The 21,362-nt window shown below is 70.1% G+C and carries 21 protein-coding genes; 8 read left to right on the forward strand and 13 right to left on the reverse strand.

From position 1 onward, the window contains the following. Positions 1 to 75: 75 nt before the first annotated feature. The 3 genes from QRN44_RS09465 to QRN44_RS09475 form a co-directional block, all read right to left on the reverse strand. Positions 76 to 1,389, reverse strand: a complete 1,314-nt coding sequence (locus QRN44_RS09465) for an ABC transporter substrate-binding protein (RefSeq protein WP_083397120.1) — start codon at positions 1,387 to 1,389, stop codon at positions 76 to 78. A 117-nt stretch (positions 1,390 to 1,506) separates the two neighbouring features. After that, positions 1,507 to 2,433 (reverse strand): carbohydrate ABC transporter permease, encoded by a 927-nt coding sequence (locus QRN44_RS09470; RefSeq protein WP_079003233.1) that lies wholly within the window; start codon positions 2,431 to 2,433, stop codon positions 1,507 to 1,509. After that, complete coding sequence (locus QRN44_RS09475; RefSeq protein WP_064295713.1) at positions 2,426 to 3,382, reverse strand: carbohydrate ABC transporter permease; 957 nt, start codon at positions 3,380 to 3,382, stop codon at positions 2,426 to 2,428. The genes QRN44_RS09470 and QRN44_RS09475 overlap by 8 nt, the downstream gene beginning before the upstream one ends. Positions 3,383 to 3,740: 358 nt before the next feature. Between QRN44_RS09475 and QRN44_RS09480 the strand changes: the two genes are divergently transcribed. From QRN44_RS09480 to QRN44_RS09495, 4 genes are read left to right on the forward strand one after another with little or no spacing between them, the layout of a single operon-like run. After that, positions 3,741 to 4,910, forward strand: a complete 1,170-nt coding sequence (locus QRN44_RS09480; RefSeq protein ID WP_285039046.1) for a Gfo/Idh/MocA family protein — start codon at positions 3,741 to 3,743, stop codon at positions 4,908 to 4,910. Beyond that, positions 4,907 to 6,094 carry a dihydrodipicolinate synthase family protein gene (locus QRN44_RS09485; protein WP_285038993.1) on the forward strand — a complete coding sequence of 396 codons (1,188 nt, stop codon included), beginning with the start codon at positions 4,907 to 4,909 and terminating at the stop codon, positions 6,092 to 6,094. Before QRN44_RS09480 ends, QRN44_RS09485 begins: the two co-directional genes overlap by 4 nt. Then, on the forward strand, positions 6,091 to 7,008 hold the full coding sequence (locus QRN44_RS09490; RefSeq protein WP_285038994.1) for a sugar phosphate isomerase/epimerase family protein: 918 nt from the start codon (positions 6,091 to 6,093) through the stop codon (positions 7,006 to 7,008). Before QRN44_RS09485 ends, QRN44_RS09490 begins: the two co-directional genes overlap by 4 nt. 59 nt (positions 7,009 to 7,067) lie before the next feature. Beyond that, entirely contained in the window at positions 7,068 to 8,117 is a 1,050-nt protein-coding gene (locus tag QRN44_RS09495) for a LacI family DNA-binding transcriptional regulator (protein WP_121289112.1), read from the forward strand. A 120-nt stretch (positions 8,118 to 8,237) separates the two neighbouring features. On the opposite strand, the gene QRN44_RS09500 is transcribed toward QRN44_RS09495, so the two are convergent. The 6 genes from QRN44_RS09500 to QRN44_RS09525 all read right to left on the reverse strand — a co-directional run bounded on the left by QRN44_RS09500 (position 8,238) and on the right by QRN44_RS09525 (position 14,843). Then, positions 8,238 to 9,125 (reverse strand): DarT ssDNA thymidine ADP-ribosyltransferase family protein, encoded by an 888-nt coding sequence (locus QRN44_RS09500; protein WP_285038995.1) that lies wholly within the window; start codon positions 9,123 to 9,125, stop codon positions 8,238 to 8,240. Between the two features lie 116 nt (positions 9,126 to 9,241). Continuing rightward, positions 9,242 to 9,796, reverse strand: coding sequence for a DUF1648 domain-containing protein (locus QRN44_RS09505; protein ID WP_285038996.1), 555 nt, complete (start codon positions 9,794 to 9,796; stop codon positions 9,242 to 9,244). 202 nt (positions 9,797 to 9,998) lie between these two features. Further along, a complete protein-coding gene (locus QRN44_RS09510; RefSeq protein WP_285038997.1) occupies positions 9,999 to 11,504 on the reverse strand; it encodes an MFS transporter in 1,506 nt (501 codons plus the stop codon). A gap of 160 nt (positions 11,505 to 11,664) precedes the next feature. Next, positions 11,665 to 12,843: a cystathionine gamma-synthase gene (locus QRN44_RS09515; protein WP_285038998.1), complete on the reverse strand. Its 1,179-nt coding sequence runs from the start codon at positions 12,841 to 12,843 to the stop codon at positions 11,665 to 11,667. Between the two features lie 132 nt (positions 12,844 to 12,975). Further along, positions 12,976 to 14,340, reverse strand: coding sequence for a cystathionine beta-synthase (locus QRN44_RS09520; protein ID WP_064295706.1), 1,365 nt, complete (start codon positions 14,338 to 14,340; stop codon positions 12,976 to 12,978). A gap of 194 nt (positions 14,341 to 14,534) precedes the next feature. Next, a complete protein-coding gene (locus QRN44_RS09525; RefSeq protein ID WP_285038999.1) occupies positions 14,535 to 14,843 on the reverse strand; it encodes a hypothetical protein in 309 nt (102 codons plus the stop codon). Positions 14,844 to 15,014: 171 nt separating this feature from the next. On the opposite strand from QRN44_RS09525, the gene QRN44_RS09530 reads away from it, so the two are divergent. Next, on the forward strand, positions 15,015 to 15,692 hold the full coding sequence (locus QRN44_RS09530) for a metal-dependent transcriptional regulator (RefSeq protein WP_121289102.1): 678 nt from the start codon (positions 15,015 to 15,017) through the stop codon (positions 15,690 to 15,692). A gap of 81 nt (positions 15,693 to 15,773) precedes the next feature. Here QRN44_RS09530 and QRN44_RS09535 read toward each other — a convergent pair whose 3' ends face one another. Then, complete coding sequence (locus QRN44_RS09535) at positions 15,774 to 17,027, reverse strand: Nramp family divalent metal transporter (RefSeq protein ID WP_175117364.1); 1,254 nt, start codon at positions 17,025 to 17,027, stop codon at positions 15,774 to 15,776. A 165-nt stretch (positions 17,028 to 17,192) separates the two neighbouring features. On the opposite strand from QRN44_RS09535, the gene QRN44_RS09540 reads away from it, so the two are divergent. From QRN44_RS09540 to QRN44_RS09550, 3 genes are all read left to right on the forward strand, one after another. Continuing rightward, positions 17,193 to 17,897: a thioredoxin-like domain-containing protein gene (locus tag QRN44_RS09540; RefSeq protein WP_071258792.1), complete on the forward strand. Its 705-nt coding sequence runs from the start codon at positions 17,193 to 17,195 to the stop codon at positions 17,895 to 17,897. Positions 17,898 to 17,901: 4 nt separating this feature from the next. Then, the gene (locus QRN44_RS09545) at positions 17,902 to 18,690 is read left to right on the forward strand and encodes a DUF305 domain-containing protein (protein ID WP_285039001.1); all 789 of its coding nucleotides are present in this window, start codon (positions 17,902 to 17,904) and stop codon (positions 18,688 to 18,690) included. 116 nt (positions 18,691 to 18,806) lie between these two features. Beyond that, positions 18,807 to 19,016: an antitoxin gene (locus QRN44_RS09550; RefSeq protein ID WP_064295701.1), complete on the forward strand. Its 210-nt coding sequence runs from the start codon at positions 18,807 to 18,809 to the stop codon at positions 19,014 to 19,016. Positions 19,017 to 19,110: 94 nt separating this feature from the next. Here QRN44_RS09550 and QRN44_RS09555 read toward each other — a convergent pair whose 3' ends face one another. The 3 genes from QRN44_RS09555 to QRN44_RS09565 all read right to left on the reverse strand — a co-directional run bounded on the left by QRN44_RS09555 (position 19,111) and on the right by QRN44_RS09565 (position 21,306). Then, the gene (locus tag QRN44_RS09555; protein ID WP_071258790.1) at positions 19,111 to 19,620 is read right to left on the reverse strand and encodes a hypothetical protein; all 510 of its coding nucleotides are present in this window, start codon (positions 19,618 to 19,620) and stop codon (positions 19,111 to 19,113) included. Positions 19,621 to 19,778: 158 nt separating this feature from the next. Further along, the gene (locus QRN44_RS09560) at positions 19,779 to 20,570 is read right to left on the reverse strand and encodes an aquaporin (protein WP_121289094.1); all 792 of its coding nucleotides are present in this window, start codon (positions 20,568 to 20,570) and stop codon (positions 19,779 to 19,781) included. A gap of 121 nt (positions 20,571 to 20,691) precedes the next feature. Further along, on the reverse strand, positions 20,692 to 21,306 hold the full coding sequence (locus QRN44_RS09565; protein ID WP_285039002.1) for a GntR family transcriptional regulator: 615 nt from the start codon (positions 21,304 to 21,306) through the stop codon (positions 20,692 to 20,694). Positions 21,307 to 21,362 lie beyond the last annotated feature (56 nt).

The raw sequence follows: 21,362 nt of genomic DNA on the forward strand, positions 1-21,362 counted from the left end.
CGGTGGTGGAGCTGCCGGTCGACCGGCTCGGGGAACGGACGTCGTTCCCCGAGCCGGTCGAGGGCTGTGGCCGGGTCAGCCGGCGGCGACCGCGGCCTTGAGGTCCTTGATGAACCCCTCGGCGGCCTGGTCGGGCGTGTTCTTCCCGAAGAGGACCTGCTCGGTGTACTGCTTCACGAGCGCCTCGATCGCGCTGCCACCGGCGGGCGTGACGGTCGGCGGCTCACCGATGTCGTCGGCGAGCCCGTCGAGGAACTCGACGACCGCCTGGTCGGTCTCCGCCAGCTTCGGCGTGATGTACTCGCGGATCTTCGTGTTGGCGGGGACGCCGCGCTCGGTGAGGAGCGAGTCGGCCGCGGTCTCGCTGTTGGCGAGGAAGTCGATGAACAGCGCCGCCTCGGCGGGGTGCTCGGTCCGGGCGGACGCCGACCAGTACATCGACGGCTTGTAGTACGCCGACTCGTCGGCCCCACCGTCGACGGTCGGGATCCGGAGGAGTTCGAGCGGCGAACCGCTCGCCTCGGTCAGGGCCGTCAGCTGGCTGTTCCACCAGGGGGCGAACGCGGCGGCGTTGGTCGCGGTGAAGGATTCGGCGAGCCCACCGGCCTGCTTCTCGACGATCGCGGACGCCGGCGGCGTCGCACCGTCGTTCACGAGCTCGAGCAGGTACGTCCACCAGGAGGCGAGCGTCTCCGGCTTGATGGACACCTCGCCCTTGTCGTTGTACAGCTCGTCGCCGTGCTGACGGGCCCAGTTGTTGAGGCCACCGTCCTCGAAGCCGAAGGGCTGGAAGCCGTAGACCGATCCGCCACCGGCTGCCGAGACCTGCTCGCTCAGCGCCGTGAAGTCGTCCCAGGTCCAGGTCTCGTCGTCGGGCATCTCGATGCCGGCCGCGGCGAGCAGGTTCGGGTTCACGACGATGGAATAGCTCGTGATCCCCGAGGGGATGCCGTAGAGCGAGTCGTTGACCGTGCCGGACGTCAGCGTCTCCTTGGGGAAGTCGCCGAGGTCGAGGTGGTCGGTCACGGTGTTGAGATCGAGGAGCGCGCCGCGGTCGCCGTAGGTGGCGATGTACTTCTCGTCCATCTGGATGATGTCGGGGGTGTCGTTCGCCGCTGTCTCGGTGGCGAGCTTGTCCCAGTAGCCGGCCCAGTCTGTGAACTGCGGCTCGATGGTGATGTTCGGGTGTTCCTTCTCGAAGGCCGCGATGACCTCCTGGGTGGCCGCCGTGCGGGCGTCGTTGCCCCACCAGGTGAAGCGGAGGGTGACGGGCTCGTCGGACAGTTCGGTGGCGGCGTCGCCTCCGGCGCTGCAGCCGGCGAGGAGGAGGGCGGCGACGGCTCCCGTCGCGATGAAGCCGGCGGCTCTGCCGTGCTTGCTGATGCTCATGCTGTTCCCTTTCGAATCGATCGATCCGGATCCGGAGCTGCTGGATCCGGTGGTGCTGGGTCTGCTGCTGGTGGTCTGGTGCAGGTGCTGCGGTGGTGCTGGTCGGTGGGTCGGGCCTCACTTGCCGCCGGTCGTCGCGATGCCCTTCAAGAGGAACCGCTGACCGAACAGGAAGACGAGGAAGATCGGCAGGAGCGAGACGACACTCATGGCGAACATCGGCCCCCACGAGGTGGACGATTGCGCGTCCATGAACGCCCGGAGTGCGAGCGGCACCGTGTACATCTCCGGTTTCGTCAGGTACAGGAGCTGACTGAAGAAGTCGTTCCACGTCCAGATGAAGGTGAAGATGGCGGTCGTCGCGAGCGCCGGCACCATGAGCGGCAGGATGATGACCCCGAAGATGCGGGGGTGGCCGCAGCCGTCGATGCGGGCCGCCTCGTCGAGTTCCTTCGGGATGCCGCGGATGAACTGCACCATGAGGAAGACGAAGAACGCGTCGGTCGCGAGGATCTTCGGCAGGATCAGCGGCAGGTACGTGTTCACGAAGCCGAGCTGGGAGAACATGATGTACTGCGGCACGATGATGACGTGGATCGGCAGCATGAGCGTCATGAGCATCGCCGCGAACCACCAGCGCTTACCGCTGAACTTCAGCCGGGCGAAGGCGTAGGCGGCCATCGAGCAGGACACGAGGTTGCCGACGATGCAGCCGAGGACGATGAGCACGGAGTTCAGCAGGAAGACGTGGAACGGCTCCGAGAGGGTGTTCCAGCCCTCGCTGTAGTTGCTCACCTCGAAGCTGTCGAGGACGATGCCGGGGTTCCGGAAGATCTCCTCCGTCGGGCGGAGCGAGGAGACGACGAGCCAGATCACCGGGTAGAGCATGATGAAGCCGACGAGGATCAGGCCGATGTGCTTCAGGACCGACTTCCAGGGCGACCAGCCCCGAGCGCGGCGGTACTGGCGTTCAGCCTCCTTGGCCTCGCGACTGCGGTTCTTGCTGTCCGTCGTGATGGACCGTGTGGTCAGCGTGTCAGTCATCGTAGTTCACCCAGTATTTCGAGGCCCAGAAGTTGATCGCGGTGAAGACTCCGATGATGAGGAGCAGGAACCAGGCCATGGCCGAGGCGTAGCCCATGTCGAAGTTCGAGAAGCCGCGGTTGTAGAGGTACAGCGTGTAGAACAGCGTCGAGTCGGCCGGGCCGCCCGTTCCGCCCGACACGATGAAGGCCTGCGTGAAGGCCTGGAACGCGTGGATGATCTGCAGCACGAGGTTGAAGAAGATGATCGGGGTGAGCAGCGGCAGGGTGATCTTGGTGAAGCGCTGCCACTTCGTCGCGCCGTCCATCTGCGCCGCCTCGTGGTACATGACGGGGATCTGGCGGAGACCGGCGAGGAAGATCACCATCGGTGCGCCGAAGGTCCACACGTTGAGCGTGATGAGGGTCGAGAGGGCGGTCGACGGGTCGGCGATCCAGCTGCGCCCCTCGATCCCGAAGATCGCGATGAACTGGTTCACGAGGCCTTCGCCGCCGAACACCTGCTTCCACAGCACCGCGATGGCGACGGAGGAGCCGAGGAGCGACGGCAGGTAGTACACGGACCGGTAGATCGCGAGGCCACGGAGACCGCGGTCGAGCAGGGCGGCCAGGGCCAGGGCCGCGGCGAGTTGGAGCGGCACCGAGACGAAGACGTACACGAAGGTGACGCCGAGCGAGTTGTGAAGCCGCTCGTCGCCCATCATGCGGATGAAGTTGTCGACGCCGATGAACTTCGGCGCCTGCAGGAGGTTGTACTTCGTGAAGGACAGCGCGAGCGAGGCGACCATCGGGCCGACGGTGATGACGGCGAGTCCGATGAGCCACGGGAGGAGGAACAGGTAGGCGGCCTTGTTGTCGCGGCGGTTGTCCTTCTTGATGAAGGCCTTCTCGGCCGCCGTCTGGGGGCGTTTGCCGGCGCTGAGCTTGCGGAGCTCGCCGAGCGCGCTCACCGAACACCCCTCGCGAGTGTCGTCCTGGGCGCTCCTGGAGTTGCACGGACCACGTCGGACCTCCTTGTCGATCGTCGTTGATGACTTCCCGGAAAGCGTTTCCCGGCTGAGCTGCATCAAGTTCTATCACGGCCTCATCGGACGATGCAACGATTCAATCCGCATCCGTGTTCGATCCGTGATCACCTGTGACCGAATCGGTTCGAACCCTTGCCTTGGCCCCGCACGCCGTTCTACAGTGACTCGGTAAACGCTTTCCGGACGAGCCGCGGCCGCCGGGACCGGAACACGAACCAGAGGAAGAGCCACCGTGTCAGAGCAGACCATCGGGATCATCGTCAACGGCGCCACCGGGCGCATGGGCTACCGGCAGCACCTCGTGCGGTCGCTGCTGGCCATCCAGGAGCAGGGCGGCGTGCAGCTGTCCGACGGCACGCGCCGCCAGATCGAATTGATCCTCGTCGGCCGCAACCAGGCGACCCTGGACGAGCTCGCCACGCGCCACGGCATCGAGCACACCTCGACCGACCTCGACGCGGTCCTCGCCGACCCCCGCTGGGACGTCTACGCCGACTTCCTCGTCACGAAGGCCCGCGCGACAGCGCTGCGCAAGGCGATCGCGGCCGGCAAGACCATCTACACGGAGAAGCCGACGGCGGAGTCCTTCGAGGAGGCGTTGGAACTCGCGCGTCTCGCCGCCGAGGCGGGCGTGAAGAACGGCGTCGTGCACGACAAGCTCTACCTGCCGGGGCTGCGCAAGCTCAAGCGCCTCATCGACTCGGGCTTCTTCGGCCGGATCCTCTCCGTCCGTGGCGAGTTCGGCTACTGGGTGTTCGAGGGCGACTGGCAGCCGGCGCAGCGCCCGAGCTGGAACTACCGGGCCGAGGACGGCGGCGGCATCGTCGTCGACATGTTCCCGCACTGGAGCTACGTGCTCGAGAACCTCTTCGGTCGGGTCGAGTCCGTGTACGCGAAGGCCACGACGCACATCCCCGAGCGCTTCGACGAGCGGGGCGAGGCCTACGCGGCCACCGCGGACGACGCCGCCTACGGGGTCTTCGAGCTCGAGGGCGGCGTGATCGCCCAGCTCAACTCCAGCTGGACGGTCCGCGTCGACCGCGACGAGCTCGTGCAGTTCCAGGTCGACGGCACGCATGGCTCCGCGGTGGCGGGCCTCTTCGGCTGCAAGGTGCAGCCGCGGAACGTCACCCCGAAGCCGGTGTGGAACCCCGACCTCGCCGACGACCACGACTACGCGGGCGACTGGCAGGACATACCGACGAACGACGTGTTCGAGAACGGGTTCAAGACGCAGTGGGAGGAGTTCCTGCGCCACGTCGTCGAGGACGGCCCCTACGAGTACGACCTGCTCGCCGGTGCGCGCGGCGTCCTGCTCGCCGAGCTCGGCCTCGAGAGCTCGCGCACCGGCCGCCGCCTCGACCTGCCCGAGGTGAGGCTCGGAGGCACGAGCGACACCCCCGGCGCGGACGAGGAGCTGGCGTCGCTCGAGGCCTCGGTCGCACGATGACGTCCGTCCCGCTGCTCTCGACCGACGGCACGGTCACCGCGCTGGAGCTCCGCGAGCCCGTCGTGGCCGAGCGCCCGACCACTCCCCTGACGAGCCGCACCGCCTACGCCGCCGCGCACGTCGTCCCGAAGCCTTGGGCGGAGAACGTGCCGGGTGCGCCGGCCGAGCTCGACTGGGACGCGACGCTCGCCTACCGCCACCACGTGTGGTCGTACGGCCTCGGCGTGGCGGACGCGATGGACACCGCCCAGCGGAACATGGGACTCGACACCACCGCCACGCGCGAGCTGATCACCCGGAGCGCCGCGGAGGCCGCCTCCGTCGGCGGTGCGCTCGTCGTCGGTGTCAACACCGACCACCTCAGCGACGAGACCGTCTCACTCGACACGGTCGCCGACGCCTACCTCGGACAACTCGCGTTCGCGGAGGACGCGGGCGCCGGGACCGTGATCATGGCCAGCCGACACCTTGCGAGGGCCGCACAGTCCGCCGACGACTACCGTCGCGTCTACGACCGGGTCCTGTCGGCGGCGCAGGCGCCCGTGGTCCTGCACTGGCTCGGCACGGCGTTCGACCCGAGCCTCGAGGGCTACTTCGGCGCAAGCGACGTCGCCGAAGCCTCGGACACCCTGCTGCGCATCATGACCGACCACGTCGACCACGTCGCCGGAGTCAAGATGAGCCTCCTCGACGCCGACGCGGAGATCGCCGTCCGGCGTCGCCTCCCGGCCGGCACGACGATGTTCACCGGTGACGACTTCAACTACGTCGACCTCATCGCCGGTGACGCGGTCGGACACTCCGACGCCCTGCTCGGGGCGTTCACCGCGATTGCCCCGGCCGCCTCCGCCGCGATCCAGGCGCTCGACGCCGGCGACCCGGCCGCCTACGAGCGGATCCTCCGACCGACCGAGGCCCTGTCGCGCCAGATCTTCGCCGCGCCGACCTACTACTACAAGACGGGTATCGCCTTCCTCAGCTGGTTGAACGGTCACCAGCCGGCGTTCTCGATGGTCGGCGGCCTGCACGCCGCCCGGAGCCTGCCGCACCTGTCGGAGATCGTGCGCCTCGCCGACGCGGCCGGCGCGCTCGAACACCCGGAACTCGCCGCCGAGCGCTGGACGGGCCTGCTGCGCACGGCCGGTGTCGTCGGCACGCTGACCGCTGCGGGAGGAACCCGATGAGCACCACCGCCCGCACCCCGGTCCCCGAGCCTGTCGAGGGGCGCACCACCCCGCACCCGCGACTCTCGGTCAACCAGGCCACGATCAAGTACGCCACCCTCCCGGAGGCGGTCGCGGCCGTTACCGCGGCCGGGGTCACGAGCTTCGGCGCCTGGCGCGAGCCGGTGCAGGAGTACGGCGTCGCCGCCTCGGCGAGCCTCCTGACGGACAGCGGCCTGCGTGTCTCCAGCCTGTGCCGTGGTGGCTTCTTCACCATGCCCGAGGGTCCGGACCGCCGGACGTCGATCGATGACAACCGGACCGCGATCGACGAGGCCGCCGCCCTCGGCGCTCCGGCCCTCGTCCTCGTGGTCGGCGGCCTCCCGGCCGGGTCCCGCGACCTCCTCGGCGCCCGCGAACTCGTCCGCGACGCGATCGGTGAGCTCACCGACCACGCCCTCGAGTCCGGCGTGCAGCTGGCCATCGAGCCGTTGCATCCGATGTACGCCTCGGACCGCGCGGTCGTCTCGACCCTCGGTCAGGCCCTCGACATCGCCGAGCAGTTCGCTCCGGAGGCCGTCGGGGTGGTCGTCGACACCTTCCACATCTGGTGGGACCCGCAGGTGCTCGAGCAGATCGCCCGCGCTGGTGCGACCGGTCGGATCTCCAGCTACCAGGCGTGCGACTGGGCGACACCGCTCGCTGCGGACGTCCTCCTCTCCCGGCACTATCCGGGTGACGGCGTCGTCGACTTCGGCTCGCTCACCCGTGCCGTCGAGGCGGCGGGGTACACGGGTGACATCGAGGTCGAGCTCTTCAACCAGGACATCTGGGACTGCCCGTTCCAGCAGGTGGTGGATCGCACCGTCGACGCGTTCCAGGCGACGGTCGTCCCGCACCTCGACCACGACGACGACGCGATCCACCACCCCTGATCGCCGCGGCCGCCCTGTGGCAGAGTGTGTCTCAGCAGCCGCCAGTACGAAGGAGCGCCATGTCGGTCGACGAGCACCGGTCGACGCCGGTCCCACCGACGCTGCACGACGTCGCCCGTGAGGCGGGGGTCTCCCTCGCCACCGCGTCGCGTGCGCTCAACGGGAGCACCCGGACGGTCAACGAGACGTTCCGTCGGCGGGTCCTCGACGCCGCGCTCCGGCTGAACTACACGCCGAACCTGTCGGCTCAGGCGGTCGCGAAGGGCCTGTCGTCGACGATCTCACTGCTCGTCAGCGACATCGCCGACCCGTACTTCTCGTCCATCGCGGCCGGTGCCATCCGCGCGGCCGACGAGCAACGCATCGCCACGACCATGGCCGTCACGCACCGCGACCACGAGCGCGAACTCGAACTCGTGCGGGTGCTCCGCGGACAACGGCCACGCGCGATCATCCTGACGGGTAGTCGCTGGGACGGGGTCGCTTCGGAGCACCGGCTGTCGGATGAGCTCGCGGCCTACGAGTCCACGGGCGGACGCGTCGTCCTCGTCTCGCAGCGGACGCTCCCGTTCGCCACGGTGCAGCTCGGCAACGCGACCGGTGCCCGCGAGCTCGCCCGGGAGCTCGTCGGTGCCGGGTACCGCCGCTTCGCCGTCATCGCCGGCGACGATCGCCTGCTCACCTCCCGGGAGCGCGTGAGCGGGTTCGCCGAGGGCTTGGCCGAACACGGCATCGCGATCCACCCGTCGAGGATCGTCCGAGCCGAGTTCACCCGCGACGGTGGGCGCCAGGGGGCGGCCGAGCTCCTGCAGCTGGGACTCGACGACGTCGACCTGGTCTTCGCCGTCAACGACGTGATGGCGATCGGCGCGATGTCGGCGTTCCGCGCGGCCGGACTCCGACTTCCCGAGGATCTCGCGGTCGCCGGGTACGACGACATCGCGACGTCCCGCGACGTCACCCCGGCGCTCACCACGGTCGCCGTGCCGCTCGAGGCGGTCGGCGAGCACGCGGTGCGGCTGGCGTTGGACCCGGCGACGGACAGCTCGACGACGGAGCCCGTCGGCGCGACGGTCCTCCTCCGCGAGAGCACCCCGCCGCGCACCTGACCCGTCCGGTCCTGTCCTGTTCGCAATTCAGGAACGCCACGGCGAGCCGCCCGCAACCGGTGTGGAGGTGGGGTCGGCTCGCCGGGTGCGTCCTGAATTGTGAACGCGGTGAGGCTTCGCCTAGTCGGCGACGTGCTCCTGGAACCAGGGGGTGTAGGCGGCGACCTTGGTGCGGTGGCCGGCGCCGGCGACGAGTCGCTTGACGTGCTCGCGGACGTTGACCGTCGCGACGCCGATCACGGTGACGCGGTCGAACGGCACGGCGTCGGCGACGAGCACCTCGGCACGTCGGAGGGCCGCGGGGTCCTCGTCGGTCGCGAAGCGCTGCACCATGCGGTCGGCGGTCATCGCGTTCGCGCCGATGCTCGTGAGCACATGGGAGGCGTCACCGTCGGCGACCACGACCCGCGCGCGGGAGGGCCGACCGGTGTCGGCGTCGAACTCGCCCGGGTGCACGGCTGCGCCGTCGATGGTGGTGACGAGGACCACGTAGTCGTTGACCGATGACGCGAGCGCCTCGGCGGACAGACGGACGTCGTGCTCACCCGCGCGGATGCCCGCCCAGAGGTCGGCGTCCGGGGTCAGGAAGAACGGGACGAAGTCGGCCGGCGTGAGGTCGTCGGTGCCGGCGAGGACCATCGTGCGTCTCGCTTCGCGGTGGCTCGCGGCGGCGATGTCGACGACCGGCCCGTCGGGGAGCGCCGGTGACGCCACCGGCAGGATGCTGCCGGTCTCGAGGATGCGCTCGAGGTTGCGGATGTGGGTGACGTGGTACAGCCGCTGCTCGCCGACGCGCACGACGGGCAGGGCGGCCGCCGCCTTCGTCACCGTCTTCGCGGTGGGCGCGGTCCGCACGCGGGTCGGCGCCGGCTCGCGGAGCGAGGGCGCGACCGTCGACCGGCGGACCTTGGGAGCGGGTGGTTCAGCGACCGGCACCTCGCGGGGCGGCGGCGGGAAGCAGGTCGCGCAGAGGCCGTTGTCGAAACCGTGTTTGCATTCGTCGCTCAAGAGAGTCCTTCTGCAGTCCGGCTCCGAGACACGAGGAGCGGGTCACTGGGGGGACGAGCCGAGACGTACGCATCAAGGGTACGCGGCTTCGGCACCCCTCACGCACGCGGGAGCCGTCAAACGAGGCCGCGCTGCGCCCGGAACACCCGGACGCACGAGACGGCGAGCGAGCCGAAGAACGCCGCCATCAGCACCGGGAGCAGCCAGGGCGCCATCCACGCGGGCACGCCGAGCCAGGTGGTGAGTGCGACGACGGCGATGAGCGCGGCGGTCGCGACCGTCAGATTCCCCAACAGTCGCACGGTGGCGTCCAGCGTGGCAGCCGTCACCTCCGGACGAGGCGACAGTTGCGTCGACCACGAGGATGTGGTGGCCGGTGGGTGGGGGCCGTCGTCCGATCGGGTCGTTCCGGCGAGCGGCAGGCAGGCGGCGACGATCCAGAAGATCGCCACGACCGCGGCCCCGATGATGACCGGGAGCAGGAACCCGCCGAGACGCTTGTCCGCCCAGGCGTCCGGCCGGAGCGCGGCGTCGACGTGCACGGGCATGGGATCAGGAGCAGACGGATACACCACCAGGCCGACGACCAGCGTCGCCGCGACGATGACGAGTGCGACGAGATGCGGCCAGACCGGCGGCCGCCGAACGGGCTGTTCCGCGGAGGCGGTCATCGGGTCCTGCACGATCCTCCTCATCCGCACGAGGCCCCCTCGGTGCACCTGCCACCGACGCCCGGCGTTCCGGCATATCGTCATCAACGATACCCAGCACGCCTGTCCCCGCGTCTCGCGACGCCGCCTGGACACTGCAGCGATGCGTGGGCGACGCTACCCCCCACGCACCGCAGCACTACCCAGGCGACGGTGTCTCGGCTCACCCGGTCGCGCCTGGCTCCGCTGGTCGGCTCACCCGACGCGCGACGACGACCGCCGCGACACCGGCGACCAGCGCGATCGCGAAGCACCCGGCGAACGCGACCCCGCCGGGAGCGATCCAGCTCAGCCCGGCGAACGCCCCCGAGCCGTCGAGCGCGGTGAACGCCAGTCCGGTCGCCGCGAGCGCGAGGGCACCGCCGATCGCGTCGCCAATCGACATCGCCGCGCTGTTGAACCCCTGCGAGCGCTCGTCGGAGTAGGCGAGCGTCATCACGCTGAGTCGCGGGAACATGAGGCCCATCCCGCCACCGCTCACCACCCAGGCGACGATCGGTACCACCGGCGGCAGGCCGACGAGGGCGGCGGACAGGGCGATCGCGACGGCGACCGTGACGAGTGACGACCCGATCTGCACGGCGTTCGCATTCGACAGCCGGTCCCCGAGGCGCCCCTGCAACCAGGACGACAGCGACCACGCGATCGCTCCACCGGTGAGCGCGAGTCCAGCGAGCGCCGGCGTGAGCCCGTGCTCGCGGGTCAGCAGGTAGGGCACGTACACCTCGGCGCCGAAGAACGCGGCGGAGGTCAGTCCGCGCACGAGGATGACCGTCGGGAGCCCTCGGCGTGCGGTGAGCGTGCCGAGCGGGATGAGTGGTCGGAGGGCGAGGATCGCGACGACCGCGCCGACGATCGGCAGCGCCCACGCGGTCCATCCCGAGAACTCCGTCGAGAGGTTGACCGCGAGGACCGCGGCCGCGACGAGCACCGCCCACCCGAGCCGACGCAGCTCCGCGCCCGTCCGCGCGACGGCGGCCGCCTCGCCACCGTCCTCCGCCGACTGCAGCTCGGCGGCCTGCCGCTCGGCGCGTTCGGTTGCGGATGCGCGCAGCATCCGGAGCGCCGGCAGGAGGAGGAGCGTCGCCACGACCACGAGCCCGACCACGCCGAGGAAGACCCAGTGCCAGCTGAACCGCTCGGCGACCATGCCGGCGAGGAACGGCCCGATCAGGGAGGGGACGACCCAGGCGGCCGCGAACCCGGCGAAGATCCGCGGGTGCAGGGCCGGTGGGTAGATGCGGGCGACGAGGACGTACAGGGCGACGGTCATCGCTCCCGAACCGAGGCTCTGGACGAGGCGTCCGGCGACGACGGCCCACATGGTGGTCGCGGTTCCGGCCAGGAGGAGTCCGACGAGGAACAGGACGACGGAGGCGAGCAGCGGCTGGACCGGACCGAGGCGGTCGGCGACCGAGCCCGCGGCGACCATGCCGATGACACTGACGGCGAGCGGGCCGGCGAAGGCGAGCGCGTAGAGCTGCTCACCGCCGAGCTCGCCACTCACGAGCGGCATGATCGTCGTGACGGCGAGGGACTCGAAGGCGCCGAGGAACACGAGCGCGCACGCACCGATGGTGACGAGGACGAACCGGCGGCTGAAGATCCCGCGGTCGCGGGGCGTCGGGTCGGCTCCGGTCGCGGGCTCGGGGGTCGTCGCTGTGGTCACGAGTCCGAGCCTAGAACCTCAACGTGACTTGAGGTCAAGCGCTGACGAACCCCTGCCCGTTCACCATTCAGGACGCGCCCGGCGCGCCGTCGCCGATCGACGGGTTCGGCGCAGGACGCGCCGCAGGCCTCCTGAATTGCGAACGGGCCGGAACGGCCCGCTAGTGCTTGGCGCTCGCCTTCAGGACCTTCGCGAGCGCGCGGTCGAGGTCGGCGATGAGGTCGGCGACGTCCTCGATGCCGACCGACAGCCGGACGACATTCTCGGGGACAGCCAGCTCCGTGCCCTTCACCGAGGCGTGCGTCATCTGCGCCGGCAGGCCGATGAGCGACTCGACGCCGCCGAGCGACTCGGCGAGCGCGAACAGCTTCGTCTTCTCGACCAGGCGCGTGGCTGCAGCCTGGCCACCGACGAGCGCGAGCGACAGCATGCCGCCGAAGCCGGACATCTGGCGGGCGGCGAGCTCGTGACCGGGGTGGCTCTCGAGGCCCGGGTAGTAGACGCGCTCGACAGCGGCGTGGCCGTCGAGGAACTCCGCGATCGCCTGCGCGTTCGCGCTGTGCTGACGCATGCGCACCGCGAGGGTCTTGATGCCACGCGTCGTGAGCCACGCGTCGAGCGGGGCCGAGACCGCGCCGGCGGCGAACTGGACGAAGCCGAGCTGCTCGGCGAGCTCGTCGTCGTTCATGATGATGGCGCCACCGAGGACGTCGGAGTGTCCGCCGAGGTACTTGGTCGTCGAGTGCACGACGATGTCGGCCCCGAGCGAGAGCGGCTGCTGCAACGCCGGCGAGGCGAAGGTGTTGTCCACCACGGAGAGCACCTCGTGGCGGTGCGCGAGGGCCGCGAGGGCCGCGATGTCGCTGATCTTCATGAGCGGGTTGCTCGGCGTCTCCACCCACAGCAGCTTCGTGCGGCCCGGGATGATCGCCGCCTCGACGGCCGCGAGGTCGCCGAGGTCCACGACCGTGTGCTCGATCCCCCAGGCGCCGTGCACCCGGTTGATCAACCGGTAGGTGCCGCCGTAGACGTCGTTGCCGATGACGATGTGGTCGCCGGGGCGGAGCGCCGTGCGGATGAGCGCGTCCTCGGCGGCGAGGCCGGAGGCGAAGGAGAAGCCGTGCTTCGCGCCTTCGAGGGCGGCGAGCTGCGTCTCGAGCGCCGTGCGGGTCGGGTTGGCGGAGCGGCTGTACTCGTAGCCGCCGCGGAGCCCACCCACGCCGTCCTGGACGAAGGTCGACGTCTGGTAGATCGGCGGGATGATCGCCCCGGTGGTGGGGTCGAACTCCTGTCCGGCGTGGATGCTGCGGGTGGCGAAGCCGTGGTCGTGCTTGCTCATGGGTGACTCTTTCGGTTCAGGATTCGGGGAGGTGTCGGGTGGGCGACCGGTCGGACTGGCCCGGTCACCGGGGTCGGGCGTGGTCGGGACATCGCCCCGACTCCGCCCACACGACCTGCATGCCGCCCACGCTCAACCCGCCAGGTAGGTGAGGAGGTCGTGCCGCGTGATGACGCCGATCGGCTTGCCGCCGTCGGTGACGAGGAACGCCGGGGCGGAACCGAGCGCCGCGCGCGCCGCCGGGATGGACTCACCGAGGCCGATGAGCGGCAGCGGGTCACCGACGAACGCGCTCGCGGCGTCGTTCATCTTGGCCGCGCCGCTGAAGACGGCGTCCATGAGGCTCGCCTCGTCGATCGCACCGACGACCTCGCCCATCACCACGGGCGGCTCGGCGCTCAGCACCGGGAGCTGGGAGACGCCGTACTCGGTCATGATGTCGACGACGTCGCGGACGGTGTCGCTCGGGTGCACGTGCACGAGGTCCGGCATCTCCGAGCCCTTGCCGCGGAGGATGTCGCCCACGGTGCGGTCGTCGGCGACCTCGCTGAAGCCGTAGGACTGCAGCCAGGAGTCGTTGAAGATCTTGCCGAGGTAGCCACGCCCGCCGTCGGGCAGGAGGACGACGACCACGGCCGACGCCGGGAGGTCGCGCGCCGCGACGAGGGCGGCCTGGACCGCCATGCCGCTGGAGCCGCCCACGAGCAGTCCCTCCTCGCGGGCGAGGCGACGCGTCATCGCGAACGACTCGGCGTCGGTGACGGCGATGATCTCGTCGGGGATGGACGGGTCGTAGGCGGTCGGCCAGAAGTCCTCGCCGACGCCCTCGACGAGGTACGGGCGACCGGTGCCGCCGGAGTAGACCGAGCCCTCCGGGTCTGCACCGATGATGCGCACGCCGCCCTCGGAGACCTCCTTGAGGTACTTGCCCGTCCCGGAGATGGTGCCTCCGGTGCCGACGCCCGCGACGAAGTGGGTGATCTCGCCCTCGGTGTCGCGCCAGATCTCGGGACCGGTCGACTCGTAGTGGCTGCGCGGCCCGTTCGGGTTCGCGTACTGGTTGGGCTTGAACGCCCCCGGGATCTCGGCGGTGAGGCGGTCGGACACGCTGTAGTAGGAGTCGGGGCTGTCGGGAGCGACCGAGGTCGGCGTCACGACGATCTCCGCACCGTAGGCGGTGAGCACGTTCCGCTTGTCCTCGCCGACCTTGTCGGGCAGGACGAACACGCAGCGGTACCCGCGCTGCTGGGCGACGAGGGCGAGGCCGACGCCGGTGTTGCCGGAGGTGGGCTCGACGATCGTGCCGCCCGGCTTGAGGTCGCCCGACGCCTCGGCGGCGTCGATGATACGCGTCGCGATGCGGTCCTTCGAGGAGCCGCCCGGGTTGAGGTACTCCACCTTGACGAGCACGGTGGCCGCGATGCCCTCGGTGACCCGGTTGAGCTTGACGAGGGGCGTGTTCCCGATGAGATCGAGGACGGAGTCTGCGTAGTTCATGTCTGCAATCTGTTCCTGTGGTGCGTCACCGCACGACTCTCGCGTGCGTCACCGGATGGCTGGGGCGGCTGAGGCGGCATCCCGGCAGGGACGGTTCAGCGGGGACAGCAGGAACACGACAGGCGGAGACGCATGCAGACCACCCTACCCGGCGAGTGCAGGGAACGCAGCCGGATGACGGGGCCGATCCGGCGTCAGTGGATCGCGACGAGTCGCTGCCGCGGACCGAGTGCCGAGACAGCCGAGACCACCAGCCGGACGGCGAGGGTCAGCACCATGAGGACACCGATGACCGCGAGCACGACCGCGGCGAGCAGCAGCACCGCGAGGAGCGCCGGGAGCCGGCGCAACACGAGCTCGACCGGGCGACGACGGGGTGTCCCGTCCGCCCCGGGTGCCTCCAGGTGGCCTTCGCCCGCCATGGCGGCGGCGACGAGTTCGAGCGTGGCACGCGCGCCGGACCCGAGCCGTGCGGTCGAGGTGCGCAGCGCCTGGGACATCACGTGGCCCTTCTCGTCGGATGGATCGGTGTTCGCGGGTGCGAGGACTCGACCGTAGCAGTCGGGTGCCCCGTTCGGGGGTGCCGGTGCCCATTCTGCCAGGCGGGCGTGAACACCCGGTGGCCTGCCGAAGGACGCATGATGGACGCGCACCGCGCTCCCTAGACTGGAGGCATGACCGTCTCCGGCCTCTCCACCGTCTCCCAGGACTACCTCAAGACGATCTGGACGACCTCCGAGTGGGCCGACGAGTCGGCCACCGTCAAGCTGCTCGCGGATCGCATGGGTGTCCGTCCCGCGACCGCCTCCGACGCCGTGAAGCGACTCGCCGCCCAGGGACTCGTCGTGCACGAGCCCTACGGCAGCATCGAGCTCACCCCCGCCGGGCAGGCGCACGCGGTCGCGATGGTGCGGCGGCACCGACTCATCGAGACCTTCCTCGTCGAGATGCTCGGCTACGGCTGGGACGAGGTCCACGACGAGGCGGAGATCCTCGAGCACGCGGCGAGCGACACGATGATCGAGCGCATCGACGCCGCGCTCGGCCACCCGATCCGCGATCCGCACGGCGACCCGATCCCCTCCGCCGACGGCACCCCGCACCGCCCGGACGCGGTCCGGTTGAACGAGGCTCCGTCCGACAGCCCGTTGACGGTGTGCCGCATCTCGGACGCCGACCCGGAGACCCTCCGACACCTGAGCAGCCTCGGCATCGTCCTCGACACCGAACTGAGCGTCGACGACCACCGTGCGTTCGCGGGCGAACTCGAACTCCGGCTCACCGCGACCGGCACGCGCCTCACGCTCGGCCGCCTCGCCGCCGATGCCGTCTGGGTGACGGTCGTCGCCTGATCGCCGGCAGCTCCACTCGCCCGTCTTCGGGCGGATGAGCGCTCGTTCGCCCGTCTTCGGGCGGATGAACCGCCGGGCGGATCACCCGAAGAAGGTCAGCACGATGAGCGCGACGTTCAGCGAGACGATGAGTGCGACCACGACCCAGGCGAACACCCGGGTGGCGAGCTGGTCGACATGGACACCCATGATCCGCCGGTCGCCCGTGTAGCGCACGAGCGGGATGAGCGCGAAGGGGATGCCGAGGCTGAGGAACACCTGGCTCAGCACGAGCGCGGTGGTCGGGTCGATGCCCGCCGCCAGGATGGCGAGCGCCGGGATGAGGGTGATCACCCGTCGGGCGAGCAACGGGATGCGCACCTTGAGGAGCCCGCCCATGATCGCCGCCCCCGCGTAGGCGCCCACCGAGGTCGAGGCGAGCCCGGAGGCGAGCAGGCCGATGGCGAAGATCACGCCGATGACGGGCCCGAGCGCGGCGGTGATCGCCGCGTGCGCGCCCTCGATCGAGTCCGTCCCGTCGACACCGCCGAGCGATGCGGCCGCGAGCAGCAGCATCGCGATGTTCACCGCTCCGGCGAGGACGAGTGCCGCCGCGACGTCCCAGCGGGTCGCCACGATGAGCCGACGGATGGCACCGTCACTCGTCTGGACGCCGTGCCGGTCCCTGCTGAGCGAGGAGTGGAGGTAGATCGCGTGCGGCATGACCGTCGCGCCGAGCATGCTCGCGGCGAGCAGGACCGTCGCCGTGCCCTCGAACCGCGGCACGAGGCCTCCGGCCGCGGCACCCCAGTCGACGGGACTGACGAACAGGCCGGCGAGGAAGCCGACGGCGATGACGGCGAGGAGCGTCAGGATCGCGAACTCGAAGTGCCGCTGACCGTACCAGTTCTGCACGGCGAGGAGCACGATCGAGAAGACCCCGACGATGACGCCGCCGAGCACGAGCGGGATGCCGAACAGCAGGTGGAGCGCCACGGCACCGCCGATCACCTCGGCGAGGTCGGTCGCGGCGGCGACGAGCTCCGCCTGCACCCAGTAGAGCCGACGCGGCCCGGTTCGCAGTCGCGAGCCGAGCAACTCGGGCAGGCTCTGCCCGGTGACGAGGCCGAGCTTGGCGGAGAGGTACTGGACGAGCACGGCCATCGCGTTCGCGGCGACGAGCACCCACACCAGCAGGTAGCCGTACTGGGCTCCCGCCGTGAGGTTCGCCGCGACGTTCCCGGGATCGACGTAGGCGATCGCCGCCACGAAGGCGGGTCCGAGCAGGAACAGGAGCCGCGGTCCGCGGGGCGCGCGGGTCGCCGGAGCAGCGAGGTCGGTGGTCACGTCGGCCATGTTAGCAAGACCGAGCTACATTTGTTAGATGAGGCTAACTCTCGGTTTCACCCGCCGTCTGCTTGGATGAGGCTGAGAATCGACTGCGCATCGCCAGGCGCCGGAACGGCCCCCGGAAGCACATCTGGTTCGATAGTTACGCATACAACTTTTCGAGAGGCCCCCGTGACCCCTGCAGCAGATCGCCCCAAGAACACCCCCGTCCCGCCCGCCGTCAAGCAGCAGAGCGTGAAGCAGGAGCGCGAAGCCCAGCGTCAGGCCAAGGTCGCGGCGTTCAAGCAGGCGCAGAAGCGGAAGAACCGCAACCGCCGCATCGGGATCTGGGCCGCTGTCGTCGGCGGCGTGGCCGTCATCGCCGTCCTCATCACGAGTGTCGTCCTCACCCTGCCCAAGAACGCCAGCTACCCCGGCGGCGGCACCGGCACGGGCCAGGACATCGCGGGCGTACAACTGTTCCAGAACACTTCGGAGCACGTCGAGGGCACGGTCGACTACCCGCAGAACCCGCCGGCAGGTGGTCCGCACAACCAGTACTGGCTGAACTGCGGCGTCTACACCGAGGAGCAGACCAACGAGAACGCGGTCCACTCCCTCGAGCACGGTGCGATCTGGGTCACCTACGACCCGTCCCTCAGCGACGCGGAGCTCACGAAGCTCAAGGAGTTGCTCCCCACCACGTACGTCATCCTGTCGCCGAAGTCCGACCTCCCCTCCCCGATCGTGCTGAGCGGCTGGAACTCCCAGCTGCAGGTCAACAACGCGAGCGACGCGCGCATCGCCGACTTCTTCGAGGAGTTCTGGAAGAGCAACAACGTCCCGGAGCCCGGCGCGGCCTGCACGGGCGCGATCGACGGTCCCGGCAAGGTCTGATCCGTTGACCCCGGCGAGCACCCACGACGCCCCGGCGACCGGTGAACCGGCCGACGGCGGTGTGACCGACGAGGAACTCGCCGCCTGGGAGGCGCAGGGCTCCCCCGACGGCTCCAGCCGGACCCGCGTCGTCATCGCCGCGATGGCCGTCGTCGCGATCATGGTCGCCGCGGCGATCGGCTTCTCGGTCGGTCGGCTCAGCACGCTCGCCGACCCGACACCCACCACGACGAGCGCCGAGGCGGGCTTCTCGCGCGACATGCAGGTGCACCACAACCAGGGCGTGGAACTCGCCATGCTCATCCGCGACCGGACGGACGCGGTCGACGTTCGCACCCTCGCGTACGACATCGCGACCACCCAGGCCCAGCAGTCCGGGCAGTTGTACGACTGGCTCGTCCAGTGGAACCTGCCGCAGGGCTCACGGCAGCCGGACATGACGTGGATGACGCTCCCCACGCTCTCGGGTGCGAGCGGCCATGCGCACGGCGGCGACTCGGCGACCCCCGGGTCCACCCACACCCCGGACGATCCGATGCCGGGCCTCGCCACACCCGCCCAGATCGACCAGCTGACGGCGGCGTCCGGGGTCCAGGCCGAGCGGGTGTTCCTGACCCTGATGATCGCCCATCACCGCGGCGCGGTCGAGATGGCCGAGGCGTTGCAGCCGCGGACCACGAACGCGACCGCGCTGGCCTTCACGCGCGCGGTGATCGCGAGCCAGCAGGCGGAGATCGAGCTCATGACCGGCATGCTCGACGACCGGGGCGGACCGGTCGACCTCGCCGGCTGACGCCCCGTCGACCGCCTGGACGACCTGCGGGCTCCGACAAGGGGCTAGCCAGAACACCGACTGACGGCGAAGAATGATCCCGACGCCCGAACGGGCCCGATGAACAGGAGCGACGGATGGCACTGGACGACATCACCAAGAAGGCTCAGGAATTCCTGAACGACAACAAGGTCAAGGACGCCCTGAAGAGCGAGCAGGCCGAGGACATCAGCGACAAGCTCCTCGGCACCGTGGCCGACGCGGCCAAGAAGGTCACCGGCGGCAAGTTCGACGGGCAGATCGACAGCGCTCGCGACGCCGCGGACAAGGCCGTCGGGAACGAGTAGTCCCTCAGGTCGAGACGCGTGACGGCCGGGTCCCGACGGGAGCCCGGCCGTTCGCGTCTGCGGCGGTCAGCGGTCGATCGTCACTCCGTGCCGGTCAGCTGCCCTCGACGCCGCCGTCGACGGGGTTGCTCCGGAACCGGTCGAGCGCGATGGCCACGAGTTCCGGAGCGGACAGGTGCGTGTCCTGCATGAGGTCCGAGAGCACTTCTGACGCGCGCCCGCTGAGCGTCAGTTGCACGGTCGCGGAGCGGTCCTCATCGACACCGCTCAGCGCGCGACGACGTTCACCGAGGCTGAGGATGGCCGACCGCAGGTAGGTGCGGCTGGCGACGGTGTCGATCTCCCATCGGCCGGCGCGACGGTTCGCGACGACATTGCCACGACGGATGTTGGTCATGAGGGACGCGCGGCTCACATGGAGCCGCGCCGCGAGTTCCGCCGTCCGGACCGGACGCGGGAGGTCGTCGATGAAGTCCTCGACCAGCGCCTCCCGGAGGAGCTCCCAGGCGACGTCCGGTGGGAGCGGCGCATCGGGCATGCTGCCGCCATCCTGCAGCGGACCCACCCACGCGGTCGTGGGGGCGTCGCGTTCGGTCATCGTCATCGCCCCTCCAAGGTTCCGGCGCTCGAACCTCAAGCATGCTCGGTGCCCGTGGAAAGCGCGTCCCCCAATGCGGGTTGCCCGCGTTCGCGGGGTGCCGGCCCGAAACGACGCACCCCGTCCAGCCAGAGCGGACGGGGTGCGGGCGATCCGGAGACGACTCAACTGCGGTTCGCGACCGGTCGGGAACCCGCCGGGCGGGTCCCCTCGAACAGGATCCGGTAGCTGAATCCGGCGATCAGCGCGCCGATGATCGGGAACACGATGAACACCCAGACCTGCGCGAGCCAGTCGCCCCCGCCGAAGATGGCGGTCGCGATGGAGCGCGCCGGGTTGATCGAGCCGTTGTCGATCGGGATGGCGATCAACAGGAACAGGGTGAGGGTGCCGCCGATGGCGATCGGCGCGAAGCCTGCGGCGGCCCGCGTGTGCGTGACGCCCAGGATGACGTACAGGAAGAGGGCGGTGATGACGACCTCGATGACGATCGCCGACACGAGTCCGAATCCGCCGGGCGAGAGCTCACCGAAGCCGTTCGAGACGAAGCCGCTCGCGACGGCCTTGTCGAGGAATCCTGCCGGGCCGCCGGCCGCGAGGCCGAAGACCGCCAGTGCTCCGAGGAACGCTCCGACGAGCTGCGCGAGGATGAACGTCCACGTCGCACGCCAGGGGAACCGACCGGCGGCGGCCAGCCCGAGCGTCACCGCCGGGTTGAAGTGCCCGCCGGAGACGGGGCCGAACGCGTAGGCGGCGATGGTCACCGAGAGGCCGAGGGCGATCGCCACTCCGAGGAAGCCGACGCCCAGGGGGTTGGAGGTCTCCTCGCCGAAGAAGGCGGAGAAGGTCGCCGTCCCGACGAGACCGAAGACCAGCAGGAAGGTGCCGGCCAGCTCTGCGAGGAGTTGCGACGCGGTGGTCGGTTCGACGGAGGGTGGGACTTCCGGGGAGGACATCTGGGCTCTTCTCGATCGAGGTGACGACGTGGACGCGGTCGGCTCGCGGCCACCGCGTCACCAGCAGACTATTGCCAGGCGTCCCACCGGCGACAGCCCGCGGTCCGCATGTCGCCGTCCGTCAGTGCACCTCCAGGTCCTGGAGCGGGACCTGGAGCCGGAAGACGTGCTCGATCGCGAGCTCCGCGCCGACGGCGTCGCCCGAGGCGATCGCGGATCGGAGGTGCGGGTACCCGACGCGCAGATCCGACCAGTCGACCGTCTCAGCCGACCGCGTCGCCACGACGCGGTAGATCAGTGCGCCGATCACGTCCTTCGTCGCGGAGACGAGGACCGGGTTCTCGCAATGCTTCAGGAACCGGTCCACGAGCCCCCAGACGCAGCGGCCGTGCGCATCCGCGTCCTCCGCCGCCACGGTCGTCATGGTGTGCTCGACGAACGCCAGGAGCTCGGCCCGTTGCCCCGGGGTCAAGGTCGGGACGGTGACCCGGACGACGCCGCTGACGAGCGCTCCGAGGGTCTGCAGCACGGCTGTCCGGTCCTCAGCCCGTGGCTGCGCGACACGGGTGTGCCGCTGCGGTGCCGTCTCGACCAGTCCGACGCGCTCGAGTTCCCGGAGTGCTGCGGCGATCTCCTCGCTCGGAGCGTCGAGCCACACCCGCAGCTCCTCCTCGATGAGCAGCTCACCGGAGGCGAGCGTCCCGTCGTAGATCGCGGTGCGGATCCGTTCGGTCACGGACTCGCCCGTAGGAGACGGCCGCGATCCGGACGGCCCATCGGGGTTCGGCATCG

This window comes from Plantibacter sp. lyk4-40-MEA-4, assembly GCF_030209415.1.
In the GTDB taxonomy this organism is placed as follows: Bacteria; Actinomycetota; Actinomycetes; order Actinomycetales; family Microbacteriaceae; genus Plantibacter; species Plantibacter flavus_A.